Here is a 20,942-nt window from a genome sequence, read left to right as displayed (position 1 = left end):
CGATCGTGCGGGATCTGGTGGACTTCTGACGGCTCACTCCGTGCGCGGCGCGAGTACGGCGATCGAGCCCTGGGCCACCGCGCACAGGGTCTCGGCGCCGTCGGCGTCCACGGTGCTGAGATCGCACCGGCACACCACGCGGGTGCGGCCGGCCCGTACGACCCGGGCGCGGGCGCGCAGCAGTTCACCGCGGGCCGGTCGCAGGAAGTCGATGGAGAAGCCGGTGGTGGTCACCGCGGAGCCGGCCACCGAACCCGCCGCGAAGGAGAGCGCGTTGTCCGCCGCGTAGCCGAGCACTCCGCCGTGCACGCTGCCGTGCTGCTGGAGCAGGTCGCCGCGGATGTCGAACTCGAGTGTCGCACCGCCCTCCTCGAAGGCGGTCAGGCGGGCGCCGACCAGGGTGCTGAAGGGCTGGGCCGCCAGCACCTTCCGGGCGAGCTCCAGGTCCAGGGTCCGAGTCATCTCCTACCTCACTTCACTAGTGAAGTGAGAGTGGCGCGAACCCCTCCCGTCTGTCAACATCGGCCCATGCCGGAGCCCGACGACCAACGCCTCTACTTCCTGCTCCAGCGGGCCGCACACCGTCTGCGCACCGCCGCGGACCGGCGCTGCCTGGCCGCCGCGGGGGTCACCACGGCCCAGCTCGGCGCGCTGTTCGCCGTGCACGACGAGCCGGGCATCACCCAGCAGCAGCTCGCCCGCACGCTCGGACTGCGCGAGTCGGCGGTGACCGGACTGGTCGGCCGGCTGACGGCCGCGGGCCTCGTCGCCAAGGAGGCGCACCCGCGTGAACACCGGGCCGTCGTACTTCAGTTGACCGACTCCGGAACCGACGCGCTGCGCGCCGCCCAGCCGGAGATCGACCGCTTCAACGCGGAACTGCGCGAGGCGCTGGGCGACGACGGCTTCAGCGGGGCGGCCTCGGCACTGCACCGGCTCGCGTACTGGCAGTCCTAGGGGGCCCAGCGCTCGGGTCGCGCCACGTAGATCCAGTCGAAGCCGTCGTATCCCTCGGTGTCGAGATGCCGGGCACGGTGGAGGCCGGCGCGTACGGCCACCCGCTGGGAGGCGATGTTCTCCGGCCGGACCCGGGCGATCAGCGGGAGTTCGGGCACGTACCGGGACGCCCAGATGGTGACCGCGGTGGCGGCCTCACCGGCGAAACCCTGGCCCCAGGCCGCGGGGGCGAAACGGTAGAACAGGTTCAGCACCCGCTCTCCGTGCAGCTCCATGGGCTTGACCCCGCAGAAACCGACTCGCTCGGTGGAGTCCTGGCGCCGGACGACCCAGTAGCCGTAACCGTGCTGCTCCCACTGTCTGTCCCAGCGCCGGAACAGCTCTTCCGCCTCCTCGGGCCGGGTGAGGGCGTCCGACGGGTTGTGCGCGCAGGCCTCGGGGTCGCTGTGGACGGCCAGGATCACGTCGATGTCGGCTTCGACCGGGCGCCGCAGCCACAGCCGGGCGGTCTTCAACTCCTCGGCGGTCCCGCTCCGTTCACTCATGCCGGGATCGTAGAACGAGTGCGTCTCAGTCGTCGCGCTCGGCCCCGCACGAGCTGCCGTTCGGCGGCAGGTTGCCGTACAGCAGGAAGTCGTCGACCTTGCGGTGCACGCACTTGGAGGAGCCGTAACCGGTATGGCCCTCGCCCTTGTTGTCGAGCACGACGGCCGAGTCGCCGAGGCGCTTCGCGGTCTCCACGGTCCAGCGGTACGGCGTCGCGGGGTCGCCGCGAGTGCCGACGAGCAGCATCTTCGGGGTGCGGACGTCGCTCACCTTCTCGCGGATGAAGTCGGTGCCCTTGGGGCGGCCGTAGCACATGAGGTACTCGGTGAGCCGGTAACGGCCGAAGACCGGGGACGCCTGTTCATAGGCGGCGCGCAGCCGGGGCAGGTCCTCGGTGATCCGGTCGGCGCCGGGGCGGTCGGGATCGTCCGCGCAGTTGACCGCCATCAGCGCCGCCGGAAGATTGTCGAGCGGCACGTCCTCCACGTCGGAGAGGGGGGCGTTCGTCGGGTCGTCGGAGGGAGGGCGTGCGCGGGTGAGGAAACCGGAGCCGCCGGCCGCGAAGCCGAGGACCCCCGCCGTGTCGCCGTCCTCCACCAGCTGGGCGAGCGCCCGCTCCAGCGAGGGCCACAGATCCTCGCTGTAGAGGGCCTGGCTGATGGCGCCCACGAGATCCTGGCCGGTGAAGTCGGGGCCGAACCCCGTCGGCACGGGGTCCTCGTCCAGCGACGCCACGAGTCGCACGACCTGCTCCCGGGCACCGCGCGCGTCGGTGCCGAACGGGCAGGCGATGTCCTTCACACACCAGTCGACGAAGTCCTCCAGTGCCGTCTGCTGCCCGGCCGCGCCGGCCACGCCCTGCTCGGACAGCGGTTCGGTGAGGGTGTCCACACCGTCCAGCACCAACCGGCCCACCTTCTTCGGGAACTGGGCCGCGTAGACCGCCCCGAGCCGGCTCCCGTAGGAGAAGCCGAGATAGTTGAGCTTCTTGTCGCCGAGGGCCTGGCGCATGATGTCCAGGTCCCGGGAGACGTTCACCGTGCCGATGTGCCGGAGCACGGGACCGGAGTGCTCGGCGCACTGCCCGGCCGCCTCCCGCAACCTCCCGAGCACGGCCCGCGGATCCTGGGCGACGGCCGTCTCGTCATCGGTGGCGGCCAGTGCCTCGTCGGTACCGGCGCCGCAGCTGACCGGCGAGGACCTGCCGACGCCGCGCGGATCGAAGGACACCACGTCGTACGCGTCCGTGAGGCCCATGAAGTCGTCGCCGCCGGCCGCGAGGGCGGGCACGCCCGGGCCGCCCGGGCCGCCGAAGTTCAGCACCACCGAACCCCGCTTGTGCTTGGCCGTGGACCGGTAACGGGCCAGTGCCAGGTCGAGGGTGCCCGCGCGGGGCTTCGCGTAGTCGAGGGGAACGGTGACCTTTCCGCACTGCAGGTCGTGCGGTGTCTCCATGCCCACGCACGTCGACCACTTGATCTTCTGGCGGTAGAAGCGCGACAGGTCCGGTCCCGAGCCGTCCGCGGCCACGGCCGGCAGGGCGGCACCGAGCAGGGCCAGTCCCACGGCTCCGGACAGAGCGCATCGCCGCCTCGTCACCTTGGCGAGCATCCATGCCTCCAAGGACGCCCATCGGCGCCCTCGATCACGATAAGCGGCCCCGGGGCGGGACGCCTCCCGACGAGCGGGACCACGGAATGTGCCCTACCCTGTGCCCGCTCGATGCCCGTGAGTCGGTTTTGCCGCAAGTTCGACAACCATGTCGCTCGATGGGGTGAAAGGCCGATGAGCCATAACTCCGATGGTCCGCCTGCGTTTAACGCGGTGCGGGTGAGTGCCCGCGTCCATGGTCTGGAAAGCAGGGAACCTATGAGACGGGTCACCCGAAACGGTGTGATCGCCGTCGCCGCCGCGTCCGGGGCGATGGCCGTGACGATGCCGGCGTACGCCGGCGGTACGGCGGACGGTGTCGCGGCAGGCTCGCCCGGGCTGATCTCCGGCAACACCGTCCAGCTCCCGGTGCACGTTCCGGTGAACGTGTGCGGCAACACCGTCGATGTGGTGGGGCTCCTCAACCCCGCCGCGGGCAACACCTGCGTCGAGGAGGCCTCCGGCGGCGACGGCCTGTCCGGGGCGGGGTCCGGGTCGGAATCCGGTCGCGGTGGCGATACGGCGGCCGACGGGGCGCGGGCCGAGGGCGACGGGAAGGACTCGCCGGGTGTGCTCTCCGGCAACGGGGTGCGCCTCCCGGTCCACCTGCCGGTCAACGTCAGCGGGAACTCCGTGAACGTGGTCGGCGTCGGCAACGCGGCCGTCGGCAACGAGTCCGTGAACGCGCCCGGGGACGACCTTCCCGACCCCGCGGCCCCGCCGACGACCCGCACGCCCGGCACACCGTCGAGGAGCGACCCCGGCCCGCCGCCGACCGCCCCCACCTCGCCGGAGTCCGGCGCCGCCCTCGCCCACACCGGCACGGACCGGACCCTGCCCGCCGCGATGGGCAGCGCCGCGCTGATCCTCGGCGGCGCCGCCGTCTACCGCCGCTATCGCCCGCGAAGGGTCCGCTGACGGAGAACGGACCAGAGGCCCCGCCGTACGCCCAGGGGGCCGGCCTCCGTCGTACGCCTCGGCAGTACGGCGGCGACGGGTTGGCCGCTGGGCCGCCTCCGTGCCGGCCGCGGCGCCGGGCGCGCCGTGGGAGCGGCCGTGCCTGCGGGGTGCGCCGCTCGCCCGGCCCTACGGCGACGGTGGGTGCCGCCTGCTTGCCTCGGCCCTTCGAGGGTGACTGGGGTCGCGTACGTCCGGTGCCCGCTCGCCCCGGCCCTCTGGCGCAGGTCGGGGCCGTGCCGGTCGGGCGCGCGCTCACCTCGGCGCTTCGACGGTGGCCGGGATCAAGCCGGTCCTGTGCCCGCTCGCCCGGATCTTCGGTGACGCCTGGGGGCGCGTTCGTGCGGTGCCTGCTTGCCGGTGCAGCCGGATGCCGACGAGGCCGCTCAGGGCCCACACCAATGTGCGTGCGACGTCATGTGGAGGAGGGTGGCGACGGCGACCAGGAAGACATGGGCGGCCATCGGCCGACGTGCCGACTGCACGGGCAAGCACCTCCCCTCACTAGCCACTGGAGATCGTAGGCACCGGGGTTGAGGTGCTGCATCCCGGGAGTTCGGGCGTCAGCGCCGGTGGAACCGGTGGTGCAACTGCCGTACACGCTCGGTGAGCTCGGGCACCGGGCCCTCCACGGCCACATCGGGGGCGACCTCGTTGACCGGCAGGGTGCGCACCGGTGGCGCCGGGACGCCCAACTGGGTGAGCCACTCGGCCAGTTGCTCGGACGAGGCGACGTACACGATGCGTCCCAGGCCCACCCAGGCGTGCGCGGCCGCGCACATCGGACAGTGCTCGCCGGAGGTGTACACGGTGGCCGCGGCCCGTTCCTCGGGCGTCAGGTGCGCCGCCGCCCAGCGGGCCAGTTCGAACTCGGGGTGCCGGGTGCGGTCACCGGAGGCCACGCGGTTGTGGTCCTCGGCGACGATCTCGCCGCCGGAGCTCACCAGGACGGACCCGAACGGTTCGTCCCCGGCCTCCAACGCCTCGGCGGCCAGCTCGACGCAGCGGCGCAGATACGGCAATTCGGTGTCCTTCACGACCATGGCGTACGGCCCTCCTCGCCACGAGCCTAAGCTCATCGCCGCGTCGCCGGAAACGCGTTTCGCCTGCCCACGCCGACCACCCCGAGGGCCACCACGACCAACGGCAGCGCGGTCCACGGCAGCGCCCCGGCGCCCAGACCCTCCAGCGCCACACCCCCGGTCAGCGAACCCACCGCGATCCCGGCGTTGTACACCGTGGTCTGCAACGACGTGGCCGCGTCCGCCCGCTCCGGGCCCGAGGCGTCGACCAGCGCCGTCTGGATCAGCGTCGGCGCGCCCCCGAACGCGACGCCCCACAGGGCGACCGAGATCAGCAGCACGCCCGGCACCCCGGCGGCGAGCCCCAGCACGAGCATCACGGTCGCACACAGCCCCAGCGCGCCGAGAAGTGTCGGGCGGGGATGCCGGTCCACCAGCATCCCGGTGATCCAGACCCCCACCACCGTCGCCGCCCCGAACACCAGCAGGACCACTCCCGTACGGCCGAACCCGGCATGCGCCGCGAACGGGGCGACGTACGTGTACATCACCTGGTGCCCCACCAGCAGGAACAGCGTGACCGACAGGACGGCCGGAACGCCCGGCAGCGCGGCGACCCGGACGAGCGGCACCCGCGCGTGCCGTGCCTCGCCGGGGAAGCCCGGCACGCGCCACCGCACCCAGCCCACCAGCAGCACCGAGAGCCCGGACAGAAGTCCGAACGCGGTGCGCCAGCCCACCGCCCCGGCCAGCGCCGTGCCGGCCGGGACGCCCAGGGACAGGGCGAGGGTGATCCCGGCCAGCACGATCGCGATCGCCCGGCCGCGCCGCGCGGCCGGCACCATCCGTGCCGCGTACCCGGCGAGCATCGCCCAGAGCGTCCCGCCCACGCATCCGGCCACCAGCCGGGCCGCGAACGTCAGGGGGTACGACGAGGACAGCGCCACCACCGCGTTGCTCACCGCGAAGCCGAACAACGCCCCCACGAGCACCTTGCGCCGCGGCAGCCCGCGCAGCAGCGCCGTGAGCGGGACGGCGGCGGCGAAGGACGCGGCCGCGTACCCGGTGACGAGGAAGCCGATGCGGGCCTCGGAGACGCCCAGAGCCGGGGCCATACGGGGCAGCAGACCCGCGGGCAGCAGCTCGGTCAGCACCGCCGTGAAGGCGGCCGTCGACAGGGCGAGGAGCCCGGACCACGGCAGCGGGGCGGGCGTGGGCAGGGCTCGGCCCCTGGCGGGGGAAGTGGTGGACATGTGACCATGCTCGGACCTTCACATCAGTGTGAAGGCAAGGGCGACCCGGGAGTACGTGATGAGGATCGGTGAACTGTCCCGCCGCACCGGAGTCCCCACCAGGCTGCTGCGCTACTACGAGGAGCAGAACCTGCTCCACCCCGAGCGGCATGACAACGGCTACCGCTCCTTCGGCGAGGCGGCGGTCCGGGACGTCCAGCAGATCCGCGGGCTGCTGGACTCCGGCCTCACCACCGAGATGATCCGCACGATCCTGCCGTACCTGTCGGGGCCGGAGGAGATCCTGCTGCCGCCCGAACACCTGACGCCTGAGACGGCCGCCCTCCTGGAGGCCCACGTCGACCGCATCCAGGCCCGGATCGACTGCCTGGCCCGCAACCGCGACCGGCTCAGCGCCTATCTGGCGGCGGTGCGGGATGAGTCCGGGCGGCCGTAAACGCCATTGCCGCGGAGACGTCCGGGTGATGAAGTGGGCACATGGATCATGTTGCGGTACTCGCCCTCTTCGACCGGGACATGCGCGAAGGCGCCCAGCCGGACGGTCCCGGTGCCCGGGTCGAGCGGGTCGGCGGGGTGGTCCGCCAGGTCGCCGCCGAGCACGGCTGGAACGGTGTGGTCTGGTCCGACCTGGACGAGGCGGGCGCGGACAAGGCGATCGCCGAACAGATCGCCTACTACACGGGGCTCGGCCGCGAGTTCGAGTGGAAACTGTACGGCCACGATCTGCCCTTCGACCTCGGACAGCGGCTGAGGGCGGCCGGGTTCACGCCCGAGCCCGAGGAGACGCTGATGATCGCCGAGGTCGCCGACCTCACCCTGGACGTCGAGCCGCCCGAGGGGATCCGCTTCCTCCCGGTCACCGACCGGGCGGGCGTCGATCTCGTGGCGGACGTGCATGAGAAGGCCTTCGGCACCGACAGCTCCCGGCTGCGGCATCAGCTGCTCGCCCGGCTCCGGGACGACCCCGACACCGTGGTCGCGGTCGTCGCGCTCGCCGGTGACGAACCGGTCAGCGCGGCCCGTATGGAGCTCGTGCCGGGCACCCGCTTCGCCGGCCTGTGGGGCGGCGGCACCGTGGAGGGCTGGCGCGGCCGCGGCATCTACCGCGCCCTGGTCGCCCACCGCGCCCGCGCCGCCGTGGAGCGCGGATATCGCTACCTCCAGGTCGACGCGCTGGCCACGAGCCGTCCGATCCTGGAACGCCTCGGGTTCGAGCCGCTGACGATCACGCAGCCGCACGTGTACCAGCCGTAGAACCGGGCCGGTTCGAAAAGCCAGCGGTTCGGATGTCACATCCGGACCTGCCCGATCCGTCGCACCGGCATGACGACGAACCAGAACATCCTTCTCGCCGGCGCGAGCGGTGTCCTCGGCCGCCACATCGCCCGGGCCCTGACCGATGCGGGCCACAAGGTCACCGGACTCGGCCGGAGCGAGGGCAACGGCGTCCGCGCCGACCTCATGGACCGCGACGCTCTGCTGCGTGCCGTGGACGGACAGCACTTCGACACGGTCGTCCACGCGGCGACCGCCCTGCGCAAGCCGCCCGTGCGCCACCGCGACATGTACGCCACCGACGCCCTGCGCACCGAGGGCACCGCCCACCTGATCGAGGCGGCCCGGGCCACCGGGGCACACCGCTTCGTCACCGAGTCGATGGTCTTCGGATACGGCTACGGCGACTTCGGCGACCAACCCCTCACCGAGGACGACGTGTTCGGGCCGCGCGGCACCGACCCGGAGCTGGAGCGGCACCTCGCCGGGATGCGCACCAAGGAACAACTCACCTTTGGCGCAGTCGGGTTGGAGGGAATCGCGTTCCGCTTCGGCCTTTTCTACGGTCCCGGCGGCACCGACGCCCTCCTGCCCCTGCTGCGCAAGCGGCAGTTGCCCGCGCCCGCCGACCACGGCCGGGTCCTGCCCTGGGTCGAACTCACCGACGCGGCCCGCGCGGTGGCCGCCGCGGTGGAACACGGGCGCCCCGGGCAGGCGTACAACATCGCGGACCGCACACCGATGGGGTTCCGTACCCATCTGCTGTGCGTGGCCGAGGAGTTCGGACTGCCGAAGCCGATGTCCGTGCCCCGGTGGCTGACCAGGCCGATGGCGTACGCGCACACGATGTTCTCGTCGAGCATGCGGGTGTCGGCGCAGAAGGCCGAGCGGGAACTGGGCTGGGCACCCGCGTACCCGTCCGCCCGCGACGGTCTGGCCGCACTACGGGCCGCGACGGCCCGGTGATCACAGGTCGAGCTGGTACTCCACGGCCTTGTGGGTCGGCAGGTAGCCGAGGGAGTCGTTGACGGCGAGCATCGGCTTGTTGCTCGCCGCGGTGTCGGTGCGGAGACCGGCCAGTCCCGGGTGCCGTTCGAGGGCGTGGCGGACTGCCGCGGCCTTCATCCAGCGGGCGAGCCCGCGCCCACGGTGTTCGGGGAGCACGGCGGTGCCGTAGTGCAGGCCGTCGCCCGATCCGTCGCCGGGCACGACCAGTTCGGAGAACCCGACCACGCTGCCGTCCGACGTGTCGACGGCGGCGACGGTGTGCAGCAGCTCCCCGCGTCGCGCGACGGCCTCCGCGACCGCGACCACACGCTCCACGTCCCAGACGACCCTGCCGAAGTCCGTGCCCTCCATCGGCATGTCGTCCATCGCCCGCCGCGAGTCGGCGAACGACCGCGCCAGCGCGTCCGGAACGGTGCCCTCCCACTCGGTCAACCGGTAGCCGGGGTGGGGAGGTTCGAGGAGTTCCTCGATCGCGGCACGGTCGACGTCGGCCAGCGGGAGCTGGGCGTACGTGAGCGCCAGGACCTGCCGGAAGCCCCGTGCGGCCAGGAACAGATCGGCGGGGGTGCCCTGTACGGCCTGCGCGATCACCGACCGTCGCCGCTCCGTCCTCGCCGCGTCCACGGCGGCCTCCAGAAGACGGGTGCCGACGCCCCGCCGCCGCTCGGCGCCGTGCACCGCGAGCTGCAGTTCGGCGAGATGCTCCTGCCCCTCCTTCGTGAACAGCCGCAGGAAGGCGGAACCGAGCGGGACACCGTCGTCCCCGGAGGCCAGCCAGGCCAGGCGGCGGCTGGAGGGAGCGGGCCGGGGATCGGCGAGCGGGGTGATGTCGAAGGACAAGCGAGTCTCCGTCACGGGGGAGGGCGGGGCGGCGGGCGTGTGAAGCCTGCCGCCGAGCCCCGGCGTTCGCAACGGGATTTGCGCCCACGGGACCTGCGCGCGGCGGCGCGCCGGAGCCTCCGGCGCGCCGCACTCTCGCAGATGCTGGGGTGCTGCTTCGTCCCGTACGACCGTCAGCGGCGCGCCTTCGAACGGTCCAGCGCCGCCACTCCGAGCGCGGCGAGGGCGATCTGGATGAGCCACTCGACCCAGTCGATGCCCTTGGTGTCGGCCACGCCGAAGGCCCCGGCGAGCGCCGAGCCGATCAGCGCGGCCACGATGCCGACCAGGATGGTCCACAGGATCCCGATGCGCTGACGGCCCGGAACCACGAGCCGGCCCAGGACACCGATGACGATGCCGATCACGATGGCACTGATGATGCCGGAGACTTCCATGTCCGCCCCTTCTCAGATGAGCTCGATGCACTCCGGATGCCCGCTCGGGGCGGTGACAGTCACGCTGTGTCCCAACCGTGGGTCAACACCGGGTCAATCCTCGCCGGGAGAACCGGAACGTTCTGTTCAGTCCTCAGGGTGTCATGTACGGTTCAAATTGATCGCGTATCTATGCGCGTAGTTCCCGGCCCCGCATCACCCTTCCCCAACTCCTCACGGAGGTATGCCGGATGCTCGGACTCACTCTTCCCCGCCACAGACTCGGCGCGCTCCTCGCCGGCGTCGGCCTCGTCGCCGCAGGCGTCGTCGTGCAGGCCGCCGCCACTCCCGCAGCCGCCGCCACCCCGCACCGGATCCTCTTCGACAACTCCCACGCCGAGACGGCCGGCAACGCGGACTGGATCGTCTCCACCAGCCAGCCCGACCCCCTGGGCCAGGACTCCTCGCCCGCCGCCGAGACCGACTGGACCGGCGCCCTCTCCTCCTGGGGTGTGGCCCTCCAGAAGACCGGCGGCTACAGCCTCAAGACGGCGACGAGCGCCCTCACTTACGGCGGCTCCTCCGCCACCGACCTGTCGAACTTCGACACCCTGGTCCTGCCCGAGCCCAACACGCTCTTCACGACCGCCGAGAAGACGGCGATCATGACGTTCGTGAAGAACGGCGGCGGCCTCTTCATGATCTCCGACCACACCGGTGCCGACCGCAACAACGACGGCGAGGACGCGGTCGAGATCCTCAACGACCTGATGACCAACAACAGTGTCGACTCCACCGACCCGTTCGGCTTCTCCATCGACTCGCTGAGCATCAGCTCCGACTACCCGAGCGCGATCAGCGACAGCACCAACCCCGTCCTGCACGGCTCCTTCGGAACCGTCACCAAGAGCCTCATCGCGAGCGGCACCACGGCCACCCTCAAGCCCGCCGACAACGCGAACGTCAAGGGCCTGCTCTACCGCACCGGTTACTCCGGAAACACCGGCGCCTTCTTCGCCACCAGCACCTTCGGCAGCGGCCGGGTCGCCTTCTGGGGCGACAGCTCACCCATCGACGACGGCACCGGCCAGTCCGGCAACACCCTCTACGACGGCTGGAACGACTCCGGCGCCACCAACGCGGCCCTCGCCCTCAACGCCACTGAGTGGCTGGCCGGCGGGGGCGGCAGCGGCGGTGGCGGGGGCGGGGGCTCCACCTGCACGTCCGCCCAGCTCCTCGGCAACAACGGCTTCGAGTCCGGCAGTTCGACCTGGACCGCGACCAGCGGAGTGATCACCAACTCCAGCAGCGAGTCCGCCCGCACCGGCTCCTACTACGCCTGGCTCGACGGTTACGGCTCCGCGCGCACCGACACCCTGTCCCAGTCGGTGACCGTGCCGTCGGCGTGCACCACGGCCACGCTCAGCTTCTACCTGCACGTCGACACCGCCGAGACCACCACCAGCACCGCCTACGACACCCTCAAGGTGCAGGTCCTCAACAGCTCGGGCACGGTACTGGGCACCTTGGCCACGTACTCGAACCTCAACGCCGGCTCCGGCTACACACAGCGCAGCTTCAACCTGGCGGGCTACGCCGGCCAGACCGTCACCCTCAAGTTCACCGGCACGGAGGGCTCCACGCTCCAGACGTCGTTCGTCATCGACGACACGGCACTGAACGTCAGCTGATCCGCGCCGGGAGCCACCCGGTCGCGGCCGTCACCTCGGCCGCGATGTCGATCACCGTGCGCCCGTCGGTCACCACGCGCAGCGTGCCGGCGGGCGCACGCTCGTCCAGCATCCGCGCCTTACGGGCGCTGCTGCGCAGCTCCTGCTCCAGCTCGGAGCCGAGCTCCCGCCCGGTCAGCCGCCGTTCGGCCGTCTCGTCGGACGCGGTGAGCAGGACCCGCACGATCCGGACGTCGTCCCCCATCGCCCGCCGGAACATGCCCGCCGACTCCTCCAGCACGCTCACGGTGTTCCCGTAGACGAGGCGCCGGCAGCCGAGCTCGGCGTAGTTCCCCCACACGGCGCTCAGGTTGCGCTCGCCGATGGCGGCCCGGTGGCGATCGCCCTCGGGCGCCGGATGCACCTGGCCCATGAAGTCCCCGTCGATCACGGCATGGGCGACCCGGGCGGCCCGCAGCCGCGCCGAGACCTCCCAGCCCACGGTCGTCTTGCCGACTCCGGCGCGTCCCCCGACGAGCAGTACCTCCGCATGATCCATACCGCGAGAGTGACACGCAGGGTTCCCGCCGGGCGAGGGGGTTTCAGGTGCGCAGCCGCCAGGTGCGCAGGACGGCCTCCCGGCCCCGCGACACCCTCCTGACCGGCGGTTCGTCCGTGAGCTCGAACGCACAGGACCGGGCCACCGCCTCGCTCGCCGCGTTGGCGGCGTCGATGCGCAGCACCACCCGGCGCGGCCTGATCTCCCGGACGCCGTACTCGGCGGCCAGTCGCACCGCCCGTCCGGCCAGCCCCTGCCCCCGGTGGGCGGGGCCGACACCGTAGGCGAGTTCCAGGTCCCGTTCGTCCGAAGTGCTGCGGAACAGCAGCACTTCACCCCGGGGAAGGACTCCGTCGGTGGTGATGGCCAACTGGACCTTGCGCCCCTCGGCCTGCCCCTCCCGCGCATCGGCGAGATAGGCACGTGCCGCGTCCAGGTCGAACGGCGAGGCCACCGGGGTCCACCGGGCCATCTCGGGATCGTCGTAGAGCGCGACCAGGTCGGCGAGGTCGGCGTCCGCCCACTCGCGCAGCCGGACGCCGTAGCCTTCGAGACGCACCGGTGGGACGAGGGTGAAGGTTCGGTTCGTGTCCATGGACCGATCCTGCCCCGGGGAGGCGGTCTGATGGAGGAGTCGGTGCTCGGCGGCGGCGCGGTCAACGAGGTCGTCCGGATCGGAGAGACCGTGCGGCGCCCGCGGTCCGAACGGTCGGCCTTCGTGCGGGAGTTGCTCGCCCTGTTCGAGAGCGCGGGCTGGCGGGGCGCGCCGCGGTTCCTCGGTGTCGACGAACTCGGCCGGGAGATCTTCGGTCATGTCGCGGGGCGGGCCGCCGTGACCCCGGGCGAGCGCGCCGCGGCCCGCACCGACGAGGCCCTCGCGGAGGTCGCCCGACTCGTCCGGGTCTTCCACGACCTGACCCACGGAACGGCTCTCGCCGCAGACCAGGACGTCGTGTGCCACAACGACCTCGCGCCGAAGAACACCGTGTACACCGCGTGGCGGCCCACCGCGTTCATCGACTGGGACCTGGCCGCTCCGGGCGCGCGGACGCACGACATCGCCCATGTGTGCTGGCAGTACCTCGACCTGGGGCCGGGCGTCGCGGACGTACGCCAGACCGCCCGCCGCATCCGGCTGATCTGCGACGCCTACGGCCTCGACGAGCGGGACGGGCTGCTGGACGCGGTGCTGTGGTGGCAGGACCGGTGCCGGCGGGGGATCGAGGCGGGCGCGCTGCGGGGGGAGCGGGCCATGGTCGGGCTGCGCGAGCAGGGGGCCGTGGACGAGGTGCGGGCCGCGCGGAAGTGGGTGGCGGACCACCGGCGCGAACTCGGGGCCTTCCTGGGGTGACCGGCGTTCCCCGCGCGTGGAACGCGTCAGGGCCGGTCCACGCCCGGTGGACCGGCCCCGCCGTCTCCTGTGCCGGGGGGGTCCGCTACGGCCTGGGGGCGCTCTTCGCCGCCGTGACGGTGCACATCAGCCCCAGGATCACCGCGAGGGCGCCGATGATGATGTTGTTCAGCGCCACACCGGCGTCGGGGCTGTCGCCGACGACCCAGGGAGCGATGATCATCCAGATGCCGACCGCGCAGAAGGCCCAGCTGAGGCCGTACATGCGCTCAGGGGTCTGGGTGAATCCGAGGGCCAGCAGACCGATCGCTATGCCCACGATGAGGTTGTGGGTCACGAGGGCGGGCTGGCTCGTCGTGTAGTGGAGTATCCAGGGGGACACGGCGCAGTACAGACCGAGCAGGAACACCGGTCCGTCCACGAGCGCCACATCGCGGCCGCCGAGCATGCGGGCGTAGCGTTCCCGCATTTCCGGAGCGTCCGGGTGGCTGGTGATGTCACCTCTGGTGTGCGAGACGTTGGCCATGACTCGTCTCCTTCGACTACTGGCCTGACCGCGTCCGGTGCGGTGTGCGGTAAGCGCCGCATGTGTCCATTCTGCTCTTACTTTTCCTTTATGTGTAGAGGCGGCGGCGGCCCGGGACGCAGCGCTGGCTCGGGAACAGGGTCAGCGACTCGCATCGGTTCTGCGTCGTACAGTCGATCCATGAGTGGCACGACGGACGGCGAGGAAACGAGTCTCACCACGGGTGCCCTGGCCCGGCGCCTCGGGGTGTCGCCCACCACGCTGCGCTCCTGGGACCGCCGTTACGGCATCGGCCCCGCTGTCCGCACCGACGGCAGGCACCGCCGCTGGACCCCGCGGGACGTCGCCGTGCTGGAGGCGATGTGCCGGCTCACCTCCGCGGGGGCGCCGCCCGCCGAGGCGGCCCGCGCGGCCAAGGAGTCGGCCGCACCGGGGCCGGGCAGCGGCGCGATCCCGATGACGACACCGGCATCCGCACCCCGCGCACGGTCCCGGGCGGCCGGCCCGCTCCCCCTGGGCGATGTGCGCCAGGAGTGCCGTGGCCTCGCCCGCGCCGCCGTACGCCTCGACGCGCCCGCCGTGGAGGAGCAGTTGACCGCGGCGGTCGAGACCCACGGCCTCGCCGTCGCCTGGCAGGAGGTGATGGTGCCCACGCTGCACGCGGTGGGCCGCAAGTGGGCCTCGTCCGAGGACCGTTACGTCGAGGTCGAGCACCTGCTGTCCTGGCACATGTCCACCGCGCTGCGCCGCTGCGCCGGCCCGCCGGTCCGGCGAGGCGGCGCGCTCGGCCCCGGGCCGGTCGTGCTGGCCTGCGTCCCCGGTGAGCAGCACACGCTGGCGCTGGAGGCGCTCAAGGCCGGCCTGGGTGAACTGCGCCTGCCCACCAGGATGTTCGGGGCGGCCGTCCCCGTGGAGGCGCTGACCGCAGCGGTGGACCGGCTCGGTCCGGCGGCCGTCGTCCTGTGGGCGCAGTCCCGCTCCACGGCGAGCCTGCCGCTGGCCCGGCACATCGCCGGAGCCCAGTGGGGTGTGAAGGGCGCCCGCGGGAGCCCCCTCGTGATGCTCGGCGGGCCCGGCTGGCTCGGCCGCGCCGGCCGGGGAATGCTGCGGCCGACGACCCTCCAGGGCGCCCTGGAAAGCCTGGCCGCTCTGTACGCGGACGGGCCCCCGCCCGATCTCAGTCGCGGCCACGGGCCCGCCTGAAGCGGGCGAGCCCCTCGGACAGCTCCACGATCGGATCCGGATAGTCCAGCGCGGCGCGGTCCAGACCCTGCAACTTCCACGGCTCGTGCACCACGGGCCCCTCCAGCGCGGCCAGTTCGGGCACCCAGCGGCGGACGTACGTGCCGTCGGGGTCGTACCGCTTGGCCTGAATGACCGGGTTGAGGACCCGGTTGGGCCGGGTGTCGGTGCCCGTGCCCGCGATCCACTGCCAGTTGAGCTGGTTGTTGGCGAGGTCCCCGTCGACCAGCAGGTCCAGGAAGTACCGGGCACCGATCCGCCAGTCCACGTACAGCGTCTTGGTGAGGAAGCTCGCGGCCAGCAGACGGCCACGGTTGTGCATCCACCCTTCGTGCCGCAACTGGCGCATCGCCGCGTCGACGACCGGGTAGCCGGTGCGGCCCTCCTTCCATGCCCCGATGTCGTCGGCGGCGGTCCGCTCGGAGCGCCAACGGTCGTGCTGGGTGCGGTAGTCGGCGGCGGCCGCGGCGGGGCGGGCCGCGAGCACCTGCCGGTGGAAGTCGCGCCAGGCGAGCTGCCGTACGAAGGCCTCGGCGCCCGGGCCGGCCGCGCGGCGCGCCAGGTGGACGAGTTCCGGGGCGGAGAGGGTGCCGAAGTGAAGATGCGGGGAGAGCCGCGAGGTCGCGTCGCCGGCCAGGTCGTCGTGGCCGTCCTCGTACCCGGCCAGACCGGTCCGCAGCCAGGTGGTGAGCCGCTTGCGGCCTTCCGTCTCACCGCCCGCGGCGAGTCCTTCCGAGAGCCCGGACAGGTCGGCACGGGACGGCAGCGGCTCGGATCCGACTCCCTCCGGGACCCGCACCGTCCGCGGAGCCGTGAGCGGGTCCCGCAGCCGCTCCTGGGACCAGCGCCGGAAGTAGGGCGTGAAGACGGCGAAGTGATCGGAGACGGCCGGGACCACTCCGCCGGGGGCGACGGCCGTGGTCACCGTGTCGTGGACGTGCAGCCGTACGCCCTCCGCCTCCAGGACCCGGCGCAGCCGCTCCTCCCGCCGGCGGGCGTACGCACTGACGTCGGACGCCATGTGCACCTCGTCGGCGTCCGCCTCGGCGGCGACCTTGCGCACCTCGTCCACGAGGTCGCCGGAGCGCACGACCAGCCGGCCGCCCCGCTCGCGCAGCCCGGCATCGAGGTCGCGCAGACAGTCGGCGAGGAACGCCAGCCGGTTGGGAGCGGCGAATCCGGCGGCGTCCACCGCCCGGTCCCGCACGAACAGCGGGACGACCTGCTCGGTGCCGTCGAGGGCGGCCGTGAGCGGCGGGTGGTCGTGCAGGCGCAGATCGCAGGTGAACAGGACGACCGAGATGCTCATGGTGCGTACTCCGGGGTGCAGAGAGGAGCCGGGAGGTCAGTGGACAGGGGTGTGCTCCGGGTCGCGGGCCGCCGAACTCGCCGCGGTCCGGGCGATGTTGCGGGCCATGCCGCCGAAGACGATCGCGTGGAAGGGCGAGACGCTCCACCAGTAGGCCTGGCCGAGCAGACCGTGCGGATGGAACAGGGCGCGCTGCCGGTAGCGGGTGCGGCCGTCCTCGTCGGTCGCCACCGCCATCTCCAGCCAGGCCAGGCCCGGCAGCCGCATCTCCGCCCGCAGCCGCAGCAGCCGGCCGGGCTCGATCGCCTCGACCCGCCAGAAGTCCAGCGAGTCACCGACCCGCAGCCGGGCGGCGTCCCGGCGCCCCCGGCGCAGCCCCACCCCGCCCGCCAGCCGGTCCAGCCATCCTCGTACCGCCCATGCGAGCGGGAAGGAGTACCAGCCGTTCTCACCGCCGATGCCCTCGACGACCCGCCACAGCGCCTCCGGCGAGGCGTCGACCCGGAGCTCCCGGTGGTCGCCGTAGAGACTTCCGCCGGCCCAGCCGGGGTCGGTGGGCAGCGGATCGCTCGGGGCGCCCGGCACCGACGCCGACGACCACCGGGTGGTGACCCGCGCTTCCCGCACCCTTCGCAGAGCCAGCCGTACGGCGTCGTCGAAGCCGGTCGGAGCGGCGGGCGGGCCGGGGAGATGGCGGGCGATGTCGTTCTCGTGGCAGACCACCTCGTGCCGTAGGGACTCGGTGAGCGGCCGGGCGATGGAAGCGGGCACCGGCGTCACCAGGCCCACCCAGTGGCTGGAGAGCCCGGGGGTGAGCACCGGCACCGGGAGGATGACCCGGCGCGGCAGCCCGGCGACCGCCGCGTACCTGAGCATCATCTGCCGGTAGGTGAGGACCTCCGGCCCGCCGAGGTCGTAGGACCGGTTGACGTCCGGCGGCATCTGGGCGCTGCCGACCAGGGCCCGGAGGACGTCGCGGACCGCCACGGGCTGGACGCGGGTGTGCACCCAGCTCGGGGTGACCATCACGGGAAGGCGTTCGGTCAGGTAGCGCAGCATCTCGAAGGAGGCGGACCCCGAGCCGATGACGACGGCCGCCCGCAGCACCGTGGCCGGCACCCCGGAGTCGAGCAGGATGCGGGCCACCTCCGCGCGGGAACGCAGGTGCGGGGAGAGCTCGTCCTCGGGCACGCCCGCCGGGGTGAGTCCGCTGAGGTGCACGATCCGCCGTACGCCTGCGATCCGGGCCTGCTCGGCGAAGATCCGCGCGGCCGTGCGGTCGGTCTCCTCGAAGCCCTTGCCGGAGCTCATCGCGTGCACCAGGTAGTACGCCACGTCCACCCCGTCCAGGGCCCGGGCGACGGAAGCGGCGTCGGTCACGTCACCGGCCACCACCTCGGCACGGTCGGCCCAGGGATGGTCGCGCAGCCGGTCGGGGGAGCGGGCGAGACAGCGCACCCGGTGACCCGCGGAGAGGAGTTCCGGGACGAGCCGGCCGCCGATGTACCCGGTGGCGCCCGTCACCAGACAGCGCAGGCCCACTCGCGTGTCGTCGTGCTCCATCGGCCCTCGGTCCTTCGGCTCGGTCCCCCTGCTGGTCACTTCCGTGCCATGGCCCCCTTCGGATGCGGTACGTCGTGAACCGGTCGGCGGGGGCGACGGGGCGGCCGGGGACAAGGCGCTCGCCGGGGCCGGCCGTCCGGCACGGGCGAGACGGCGGACATGGTCGGGCACATCGCGGGAAGCCGCACTGGTACGAGACAAGACGGTTCGAGTCGTAGATCGACGCTGGAGGTGTTCGCCGCTATGGGCGCGAAGGTGTTGGAGCGGTTTCCGGCGGGAGCTCCTCGCGGATCGTGGCCGGCAGAGGAGTACGCAGCGCAGAGGCGTGCGCAGGGTGAACCTGCGACCGTCGTGATGGATCTCCAGTCCGACGCGTTCCTCGTGGTGGTCCCGGGGCGGGACGAGGACTGACCCGAGTCCTCAGGGAGAGCCGGTCAGTGTCCCGCCCAACTGCCGGGCCCGGCGCACGAACCCCTCGTGCAGGTCCCGTGCCGCCCGCGGTACGGACTCGGCCCTGCGGCGCTGAAGCATCAGCAGCACCCGGGTGGTGTCGCCCCCGATCGGCCGGTGGGTGATCGTGCCCTGCCGTTCCAGCGGATCCCCGACCACGCTGAAATCGGGCAGCACGGTCACCCCCAGCCCCTCGGCCACCATGAGCTTGCCCATCTCGGCACCGTCGGTGGAGTAGGCGAAGGACGCGTCGCGGCCGTCGAGGAGCCGGTGGACGAAGCGGTGCATGACATAGCCGGTACGCATCGCGATCAACGGCTGGGAGAGCAGATCGTCCACCGACACACACGTCCGCGCGGCCAGTGGGTTGTCGGGGCGCAGGCACACCACCGGCCGTCCGTGCAGCAGCCGGGTCGACTCGAAGCCCGCCGGAGTGTCGTCGCCGTCGAGGTGGTTGACCAGACCGAGGTCGAACCCGCCCTCGGCGAGGGCCCGTCGGATCTCCGTCTGCTGCGCGCCGACCACCTCGACCTGGGTGACCGGATGCGCGGCCCGGAAGTCCTCGACCGCCGGGATGAGCAGCGGCACGGTCGCCGCGTTCACCGTGCCGACGCGAACCATGCGGCTGACGCGGTGCTGCTCCCCCGCCGCCGACCGCAACCGGTCCACCGCCTCCAGTACGCCGACGATGTGCGGCAGCAGCTCCCGGCCCTCCGCGCTCATCGTCGCCCCGGACCGCTTGCGCTCCAGCAGGTCGACCCCGAGCTCCCGCTCCAGGTTCCGCACGGTCTCGCTCAACGCGGGCTGTGACAGGCGCAGTTCCTCCGCCGCCCGGCGCAGTGAGCCGAGCCGGGTCACCGCGGCGATGTATTCCAGCTGTTCCGTCCGCATGCCCCGAAGAATGCGGGCCATTTCACGCCCGGTTCAAGGGTTTCCCTGTCACGCGTTCGTGAAATTCAATGGTCCGCGATACGAGACCGGTCGGGTTCTCCTTGACGCCTCTCGTCGGCGGCTGTCACGATCGACGGCATGAAGATGCGACTGGACCTCACGCGGCGACGCCATGTCGACCTCGCGCGCGTCTCCAGCGCCTCCTGTTGCGCCGCGGCCTGATCAACCTCACTGCGATCCGCCGCGCTCTCCCTCTTTTTCGAGAGTTTCCACGCCTGAATTCCATGCGCCCGCGCACCCCTTGAATTCGGCGTGCCCGAAAACATTTTGCAACAGGAGTCACGCATGCCTGCCGCGCCCGTGAAATTTGCCTACTGGGTTCCCAACGTCAGCGGAGGACTCGTCACCAGCAGGATCGAGCAGCGCACCGACTGGGGCTACGACTACAACCGCGAACTAGCCGTCCTCGCCGAGAACAACGGCTTCGAGTACGCCCTCAGCCAGGTCCGCTACATGGCCAGCTACGGCGCCGAGTACCAGCACGAGTCGACCAGCTTCAGCCTCGCCCTGCTGCTCGCCACCCAGCGCCTGAAGGTCATCGCCGCCGTCCACCCCGGCCTGTGGCACCCCGGCGTCCTCGCCAAGCTCGGCGCCACCGCCGACCATCTCTCCAAGGGCCGCTTCGCCGTGAACGTCGTGTCGGGCTGGTTCAAGGGCGAGTTCACCGCTCTGGGCGAGCCCTGGCTGGAGCACGACGAGCGCTACCGCCGCTCCGAGGAGTTCATCACCGCCCTGCGCAAGATCTGGACGGAGGACCACGCCGAACTCGGCGGTGACTTCTACCGGTTGCGCGACTTCTCCCTCAAGCCCAAGCCGCTCAACACCGTCGAGCGGCCGCACCCGGAGATCTTCCAGGGCGGCAACTCCACCGCCGCACGCCAGATGGCCGGCCGCGTCTCCGACTGGTACTTCTCCAACGGAAAGGACTTCGACGGGGTGGTCGAGCAGCTCACCGACGTCCGCAAGTCCGCCGCCGAAGTCGGGCGCAGCGCACCGAAGTTCGGCCTCAACGGCTTCCTCATCGCCCGGGACACCGAGGCCGAGGCCCGCGAGACCCTCCGGGAGATCGTCGCCAAGGCCGACAGCGAGGCCGTCGAGGGCTTCGGCGCCGCCGTGAAGCAGGCCGGACAGTCCACCGGCGACAGGAAGGGCATGTGGCAGGACTCCTCCTTCGAGGACCTCGTGCAGTACAACGACGGCTTCCGCACCGGCCTCATCGGCACCCCGGAGCAGATCGCGGAGCGGATCGTCGCCTACAAGAAGCTCGGCGTCGACCTGCTGCTGCTCGGCTTCCTGCACTACCACGAGGAGGTCGAGTACTTCGGCAGGCGAGTACTGCCGCTCGTGCGTGAGCTGGAGGCCCAGTTGCCCGAGATCGTCCCCGCCCAGGTCTGAGG

The 20,942-nt window shown here is 72.1% G+C and carries 23 protein-coding genes; 10 read left to right on the top strand and 13 right to left on the bottom strand.

The annotated features are described in order from the left end of the window. Positions 1 to 33: 33 nt before the first annotated feature. Complete coding sequence (locus tag ABZT02_RS00675; protein ID WP_356012774.1) at positions 34 to 462, bottom strand: PaaI family thioesterase; 429 nt, start codon at positions 460 to 462, stop codon at positions 34 to 36. A gap of 66 nt (positions 463 to 528) precedes the next feature. On the opposite strand from ABZT02_RS00675, the gene ABZT02_RS00670 reads away from it, so the two are divergent. After that, entirely contained in the window at positions 529 to 957 is a 429-nt protein-coding gene (locus ABZT02_RS00670; protein WP_356012772.1) for a MarR family transcriptional regulator, read from the top strand. Here the strand turns inward: ABZT02_RS00670 and ABZT02_RS00665 are convergent. Then, positions 954 to 1,502, bottom strand: a complete 549-nt coding sequence (locus ABZT02_RS00665; protein WP_356012770.1) for a GNAT family N-acetyltransferase — start codon at positions 1,500 to 1,502, stop codon at positions 954 to 956. The two genes, ABZT02_RS00670 and ABZT02_RS00665, sit on opposite strands and share 4 nt — an antisense overlap. Before the next feature lie 25 nt (positions 1,503 to 1,527). Beyond that, entirely contained in the window at positions 1,528 to 3,114 is a 1,587-nt protein-coding gene (locus ABZT02_RS00660; protein WP_356012768.1) for an alpha/beta hydrolase, read from the bottom strand. Between the two features lie 258 nt (positions 3,115 to 3,372). Between ABZT02_RS00660 and ABZT02_RS00655 the strand changes: the two genes are divergently transcribed. Beyond that, positions 3,373 to 4,071 carry a chaplin gene (locus ABZT02_RS00655; RefSeq protein WP_356012766.1) on the top strand — a complete coding sequence of 233 codons (699 nt, stop codon included), beginning with the start codon at positions 3,373 to 3,375 and terminating at the stop codon, positions 4,069 to 4,071. 602 nt (positions 4,072 to 4,673) lie between these two features. Here ABZT02_RS00655 and ABZT02_RS00650 read toward each other — a convergent pair. Beyond that, entirely contained in the window at positions 4,674 to 5,153 is a 480-nt protein-coding gene (locus ABZT02_RS00650; protein WP_356012764.1) for a nucleoside deaminase, read from the bottom strand. A 32-nt stretch (positions 5,154 to 5,185) separates the two neighbouring features. Next, positions 5,186 to 6,385 carry an MFS transporter gene (locus tag ABZT02_RS00645; protein WP_356012762.1) on the bottom strand — a complete coding sequence of 400 codons (1,200 nt, stop codon included), beginning with the start codon at positions 6,383 to 6,385 and terminating at the stop codon, positions 5,186 to 5,188. 58 nt (positions 6,386 to 6,443) lie between these two features. On the opposite strand from ABZT02_RS00645, the gene ABZT02_RS00640 reads away from it, so the two are divergent. The 3 genes from ABZT02_RS00640 to ABZT02_RS00630 all read left to right on the top strand — a co-directional run bounded on the left by ABZT02_RS00640 (position 6,444) and on the right by ABZT02_RS00630 (position 8,626). Further along, the gene (locus ABZT02_RS00640; protein WP_356012760.1) at positions 6,444 to 6,821 is read left to right on the top strand and encodes a MerR family transcriptional regulator; all 378 of its coding nucleotides are present in this window, start codon (positions 6,444 to 6,446) and stop codon (positions 6,819 to 6,821) included. 41 nt (positions 6,822 to 6,862) lie between these two features. Next, positions 6,863 to 7,639, top strand: a complete 777-nt coding sequence (locus tag ABZT02_RS00635; RefSeq protein ID WP_356012759.1) for a GNAT family N-acetyltransferase — start codon at positions 6,863 to 6,865, stop codon at positions 7,637 to 7,639. A 69-nt stretch (positions 7,640 to 7,708) separates the two neighbouring features. Further along, a complete protein-coding gene (locus ABZT02_RS00630; RefSeq protein WP_356012757.1) occupies positions 7,709 to 8,626 on the top strand; it encodes an NAD(P)-dependent oxidoreductase in 918 nt (305 codons plus the stop codon). Here the strand turns inward: ABZT02_RS00630 and ABZT02_RS00625 are convergent, their stop codons facing one another. After that, positions 8,627 to 9,508, bottom strand: a complete 882-nt coding sequence (locus ABZT02_RS00625; RefSeq protein WP_356012755.1) for a GNAT family N-acetyltransferase — start codon at positions 9,506 to 9,508, stop codon at positions 8,627 to 8,629. It abuts the gene before it with no gap. Between the two features lie 173 nt (positions 9,509 to 9,681). After that, entirely contained in the window at positions 9,682 to 9,945 is a 264-nt protein-coding gene (locus ABZT02_RS00620; protein ID WP_356012753.1) for a GlsB/YeaQ/YmgE family stress response membrane protein, read from the bottom strand. Positions 9,946 to 10,175: 230 nt separating this feature from the next. Between ABZT02_RS00620 and ABZT02_RS00615 the strand changes: the two genes are divergently transcribed. Next, positions 10,176 to 11,615 carry a hydrolase gene (locus tag ABZT02_RS00615; RefSeq protein ID WP_356012752.1) on the top strand — a complete coding sequence of 480 codons (1,440 nt, stop codon included), beginning with the start codon at positions 10,176 to 10,178 and terminating at the stop codon, positions 11,613 to 11,615. On the opposite strand, the gene ABZT02_RS00610 is transcribed toward ABZT02_RS00615, so the two are convergent. After that, a complete protein-coding gene (locus ABZT02_RS00610) occupies positions 11,608 to 12,153 on the bottom strand; it encodes a hypothetical protein (RefSeq protein ID WP_356012750.1) in 546 nt (181 codons plus the stop codon). The two genes, ABZT02_RS00615 and ABZT02_RS00610, sit on opposite strands and share 8 nt — an antisense overlap. Positions 12,154 to 12,196: 43 nt before the next feature. Continuing rightward, the gene (locus ABZT02_RS00605; protein WP_356012749.1) at positions 12,197 to 12,748 is read right to left on the bottom strand and encodes a GNAT family N-acetyltransferase; all 552 of its coding nucleotides are present in this window, start codon (positions 12,746 to 12,748) and stop codon (positions 12,197 to 12,199) included. A gap of 30 nt (positions 12,749 to 12,778) precedes the next feature. On the opposite strand from ABZT02_RS00605, the gene ABZT02_RS00600 reads away from it, so the two are divergent. Then, positions 12,779 to 13,504, top strand: a complete 726-nt coding sequence (locus ABZT02_RS00600; protein WP_356012748.1) for a phosphotransferase — start codon at positions 12,779 to 12,781, stop codon at positions 13,502 to 13,504. Between the two features lie 85 nt (positions 13,505 to 13,589). Here ABZT02_RS00600 and ABZT02_RS00595 read toward each other — a convergent pair whose 3' ends face one another. Beyond that, entirely contained in the window at positions 13,590 to 14,030 is a 441-nt protein-coding gene (locus tag ABZT02_RS00595) for an SPW repeat protein (RefSeq protein ID WP_007379839.1), read from the bottom strand. A 180-nt stretch (positions 14,031 to 14,210) separates the two neighbouring features. Here ABZT02_RS00595 and ABZT02_RS00590 point away from each other — a divergent pair, with 180 nt between their 5' ends. Continuing rightward, on the top strand, positions 14,211 to 15,233 hold the full coding sequence (locus ABZT02_RS00590; RefSeq protein WP_356012746.1) for a MerR family transcriptional regulator: 1,023 nt from the start codon (positions 14,211 to 14,213) through the stop codon (positions 15,231 to 15,233). On the opposite strand, the gene ABZT02_RS00585 is transcribed toward ABZT02_RS00590, so the two are convergent. The 3 genes from ABZT02_RS00585 to ABZT02_RS00575 all read right to left on the bottom strand — a co-directional run bounded on the left by ABZT02_RS00585 (position 15,208) and on the right by ABZT02_RS00575 (position 19,485). Further along, the gene (locus tag ABZT02_RS00585; protein WP_356012745.1) at positions 15,208 to 16,581 is read right to left on the bottom strand and encodes a deoxyribodipyrimidine photo-lyase; all 1,374 of its coding nucleotides are present in this window, start codon (positions 16,579 to 16,581) and stop codon (positions 15,208 to 15,210) included. The two genes, ABZT02_RS00590 and ABZT02_RS00585, sit on opposite strands and share 26 nt — an antisense overlap. Positions 16,582 to 16,617: 36 nt before the next feature. Further along, the gene (locus ABZT02_RS00580; RefSeq protein WP_356012743.1) at positions 16,618 to 18,144 is read right to left on the bottom strand and encodes an SDR family oxidoreductase; all 1,527 of its coding nucleotides are present in this window, start codon (positions 18,142 to 18,144) and stop codon (positions 16,618 to 16,620) included. Positions 18,145 to 18,564: 420 nt separating this feature from the next. Then, the gene (locus ABZT02_RS00575) at positions 18,565 to 19,485 is read right to left on the bottom strand and encodes a LysR family transcriptional regulator (RefSeq protein ID WP_356012741.1); all 921 of its coding nucleotides are present in this window, start codon (positions 19,483 to 19,485) and stop codon (positions 18,565 to 18,567) included. 138 nt (positions 19,486 to 19,623) lie between these two features. Here ABZT02_RS00575 and ABZT02_RS00570 point away from each other — a divergent pair, with 138 nt between their 5' ends. After that, complete coding sequence (locus tag ABZT02_RS00570; RefSeq protein ID WP_350760414.1) at positions 19,624 to 19,707, top strand: putative leader peptide; 84 nt, start codon at positions 19,624 to 19,626, stop codon at positions 19,705 to 19,707. 123 nt (positions 19,708 to 19,830) lie between these two features. After that, positions 19,831 to 20,940: a dimethylsulfone monooxygenase SfnG gene (gene sfnG / locus ABZT02_RS00565; RefSeq protein ID WP_356012739.1), complete on the top strand. Its 1,110-nt coding sequence runs from the start codon at positions 19,831 to 19,833 to the stop codon at positions 20,938 to 20,940. Positions 20,941 to 20,942: the final 2 nt, after the last annotated feature.

This window comes from Streptomyces sp. NPDC005402 (assembly GCF_040606575.1).
Taxonomy (GTDB): domain Bacteria; phylum Actinomycetota; class Actinomycetes; order Streptomycetales; family Streptomycetaceae; genus Streptomyces.
Note: the sequence above shows the minus strand (reverse complement) of the source record. Positions and strands in the feature narration are given on the sequence as shown.

Coding starts and splice junctions, on each gene's coding strand:
- ABZT02_RS00675 (WP_356012774.1), bottom strand. CDS start 462: ATGACTCGGACCCTGGACCTGGAGCTCGCCCGGAAGGTGCTGGCGGCC.
- ABZT02_RS00670 (WP_356012772.1), top strand. CDS start 529: ATGCCGGAGCCCGACGACCAACGCCTCTACTTCCTGCTCCAGCGGGCC.
- ABZT02_RS00665 (WP_356012770.1), bottom strand. CDS start 1,502: ATGAGTGAACGGAGCGGGACCGCCGAGGAGTTGAAGACCGCCCGGCTG.
- ABZT02_RS00660 (WP_356012768.1), bottom strand. CDS start 3,114: ATGCTCGCCAAGGTGACGAGGCGGCGATGCGCTCTGTCCGGAGCCGTG.
- ABZT02_RS00655 (WP_356012766.1), top strand. CDS start 3,373: ATGAGACGGGTCACCCGAAACGGTGTGATCGCCGTCGCCGCCGCGTCC.
- ABZT02_RS00650 (WP_356012764.1), bottom strand. CDS start 5,153: ATGGTCGTGAAGGACACCGAATTGCCGTATCTGCGCCGCTGCGTCGAG.
- ABZT02_RS00645 (WP_356012762.1), bottom strand. CDS start 6,385: ATGTCCACCACTTCCCCCGCCAGGGGCCGAGCCCTGCCCACGCCCGCC.
- ABZT02_RS00640 (WP_356012760.1), top strand. CDS start 6,444: ATGAGGATCGGTGAACTGTCCCGCCGCACCGGAGTCCCCACCAGGCTG.
- ABZT02_RS00635 (WP_356012759.1), top strand. CDS start 6,863: ATGGATCATGTTGCGGTACTCGCCCTCTTCGACCGGGACATGCGCGAA.
- ABZT02_RS00630 (WP_356012757.1), top strand. CDS start 7,709: ATGACGACGAACCAGAACATCCTTCTCGCCGGCGCGAGCGGTGTCCTC.
- ABZT02_RS00620 (WP_356012753.1), bottom strand. CDS start 9,945: ATGGAAGTCTCCGGCATCATCAGTGCCATCGTGATCGGCATCGTCATC.
- ABZT02_RS00615 (WP_356012752.1), top strand. CDS start 10,176: ATGCTCGGACTCACTCTTCCCCGCCACAGACTCGGCGCGCTCCTCGCC.
- ABZT02_RS00610 (WP_356012750.1), bottom strand. CDS start 12,153: ATGGATCATGCGGAGGTACTGCTCGTCGGGGGACGCGCCGGAGTCGGC.
- ABZT02_RS00605 (WP_356012749.1), bottom strand. CDS start 12,748: ATGGACACGAACCGAACCTTCACCCTCGTCCCACCGGTGCGTCTCGAA.
- ABZT02_RS00600 (WP_356012748.1), top strand. CDS start 12,779: ATGGAGGAGTCGGTGCTCGGCGGCGGCGCGGTCAACGAGGTCGTCCGG.
- ABZT02_RS00595 (WP_007379839.1), bottom strand. CDS start 14,030: ATGGCCAACGTCTCGCACACCAGAGGTGACATCACCAGCCACCCGGAC.
- ABZT02_RS00590 (WP_356012746.1), top strand. CDS start 14,211: ATGAGTGGCACGACGGACGGCGAGGAAACGAGTCTCACCACGGGTGCC.
- ABZT02_RS00585 (WP_356012745.1), bottom strand. CDS start 16,581: ATGAGCATCTCGGTCGTCCTGTTCACCTGCGATCTGCGCCTGCACGAC.
- ABZT02_RS00580 (WP_356012743.1), bottom strand. CDS start 18,144: ATGGAGCACGACGACACGCGAGTGGGCCTGCGCTGTCTGGTGACGGGC.
- ABZT02_RS00575 (WP_356012741.1), bottom strand. CDS start 19,485: ATGCGGACGGAACAGCTGGAATACATCGCCGCGGTGACCCGGCTCGGC.
- ABZT02_RS00570 (WP_350760414.1), top strand. CDS start 19,624: ATGAAGATGCGACTGGACCTCACGCGGCGACGCCATGTCGACCTCGCG.
- sfnG (WP_356012739.1), top strand. CDS start 19,831: ATGCCTGCCGCGCCCGTGAAATTTGCCTACTGGGTTCCCAACGTCAGC.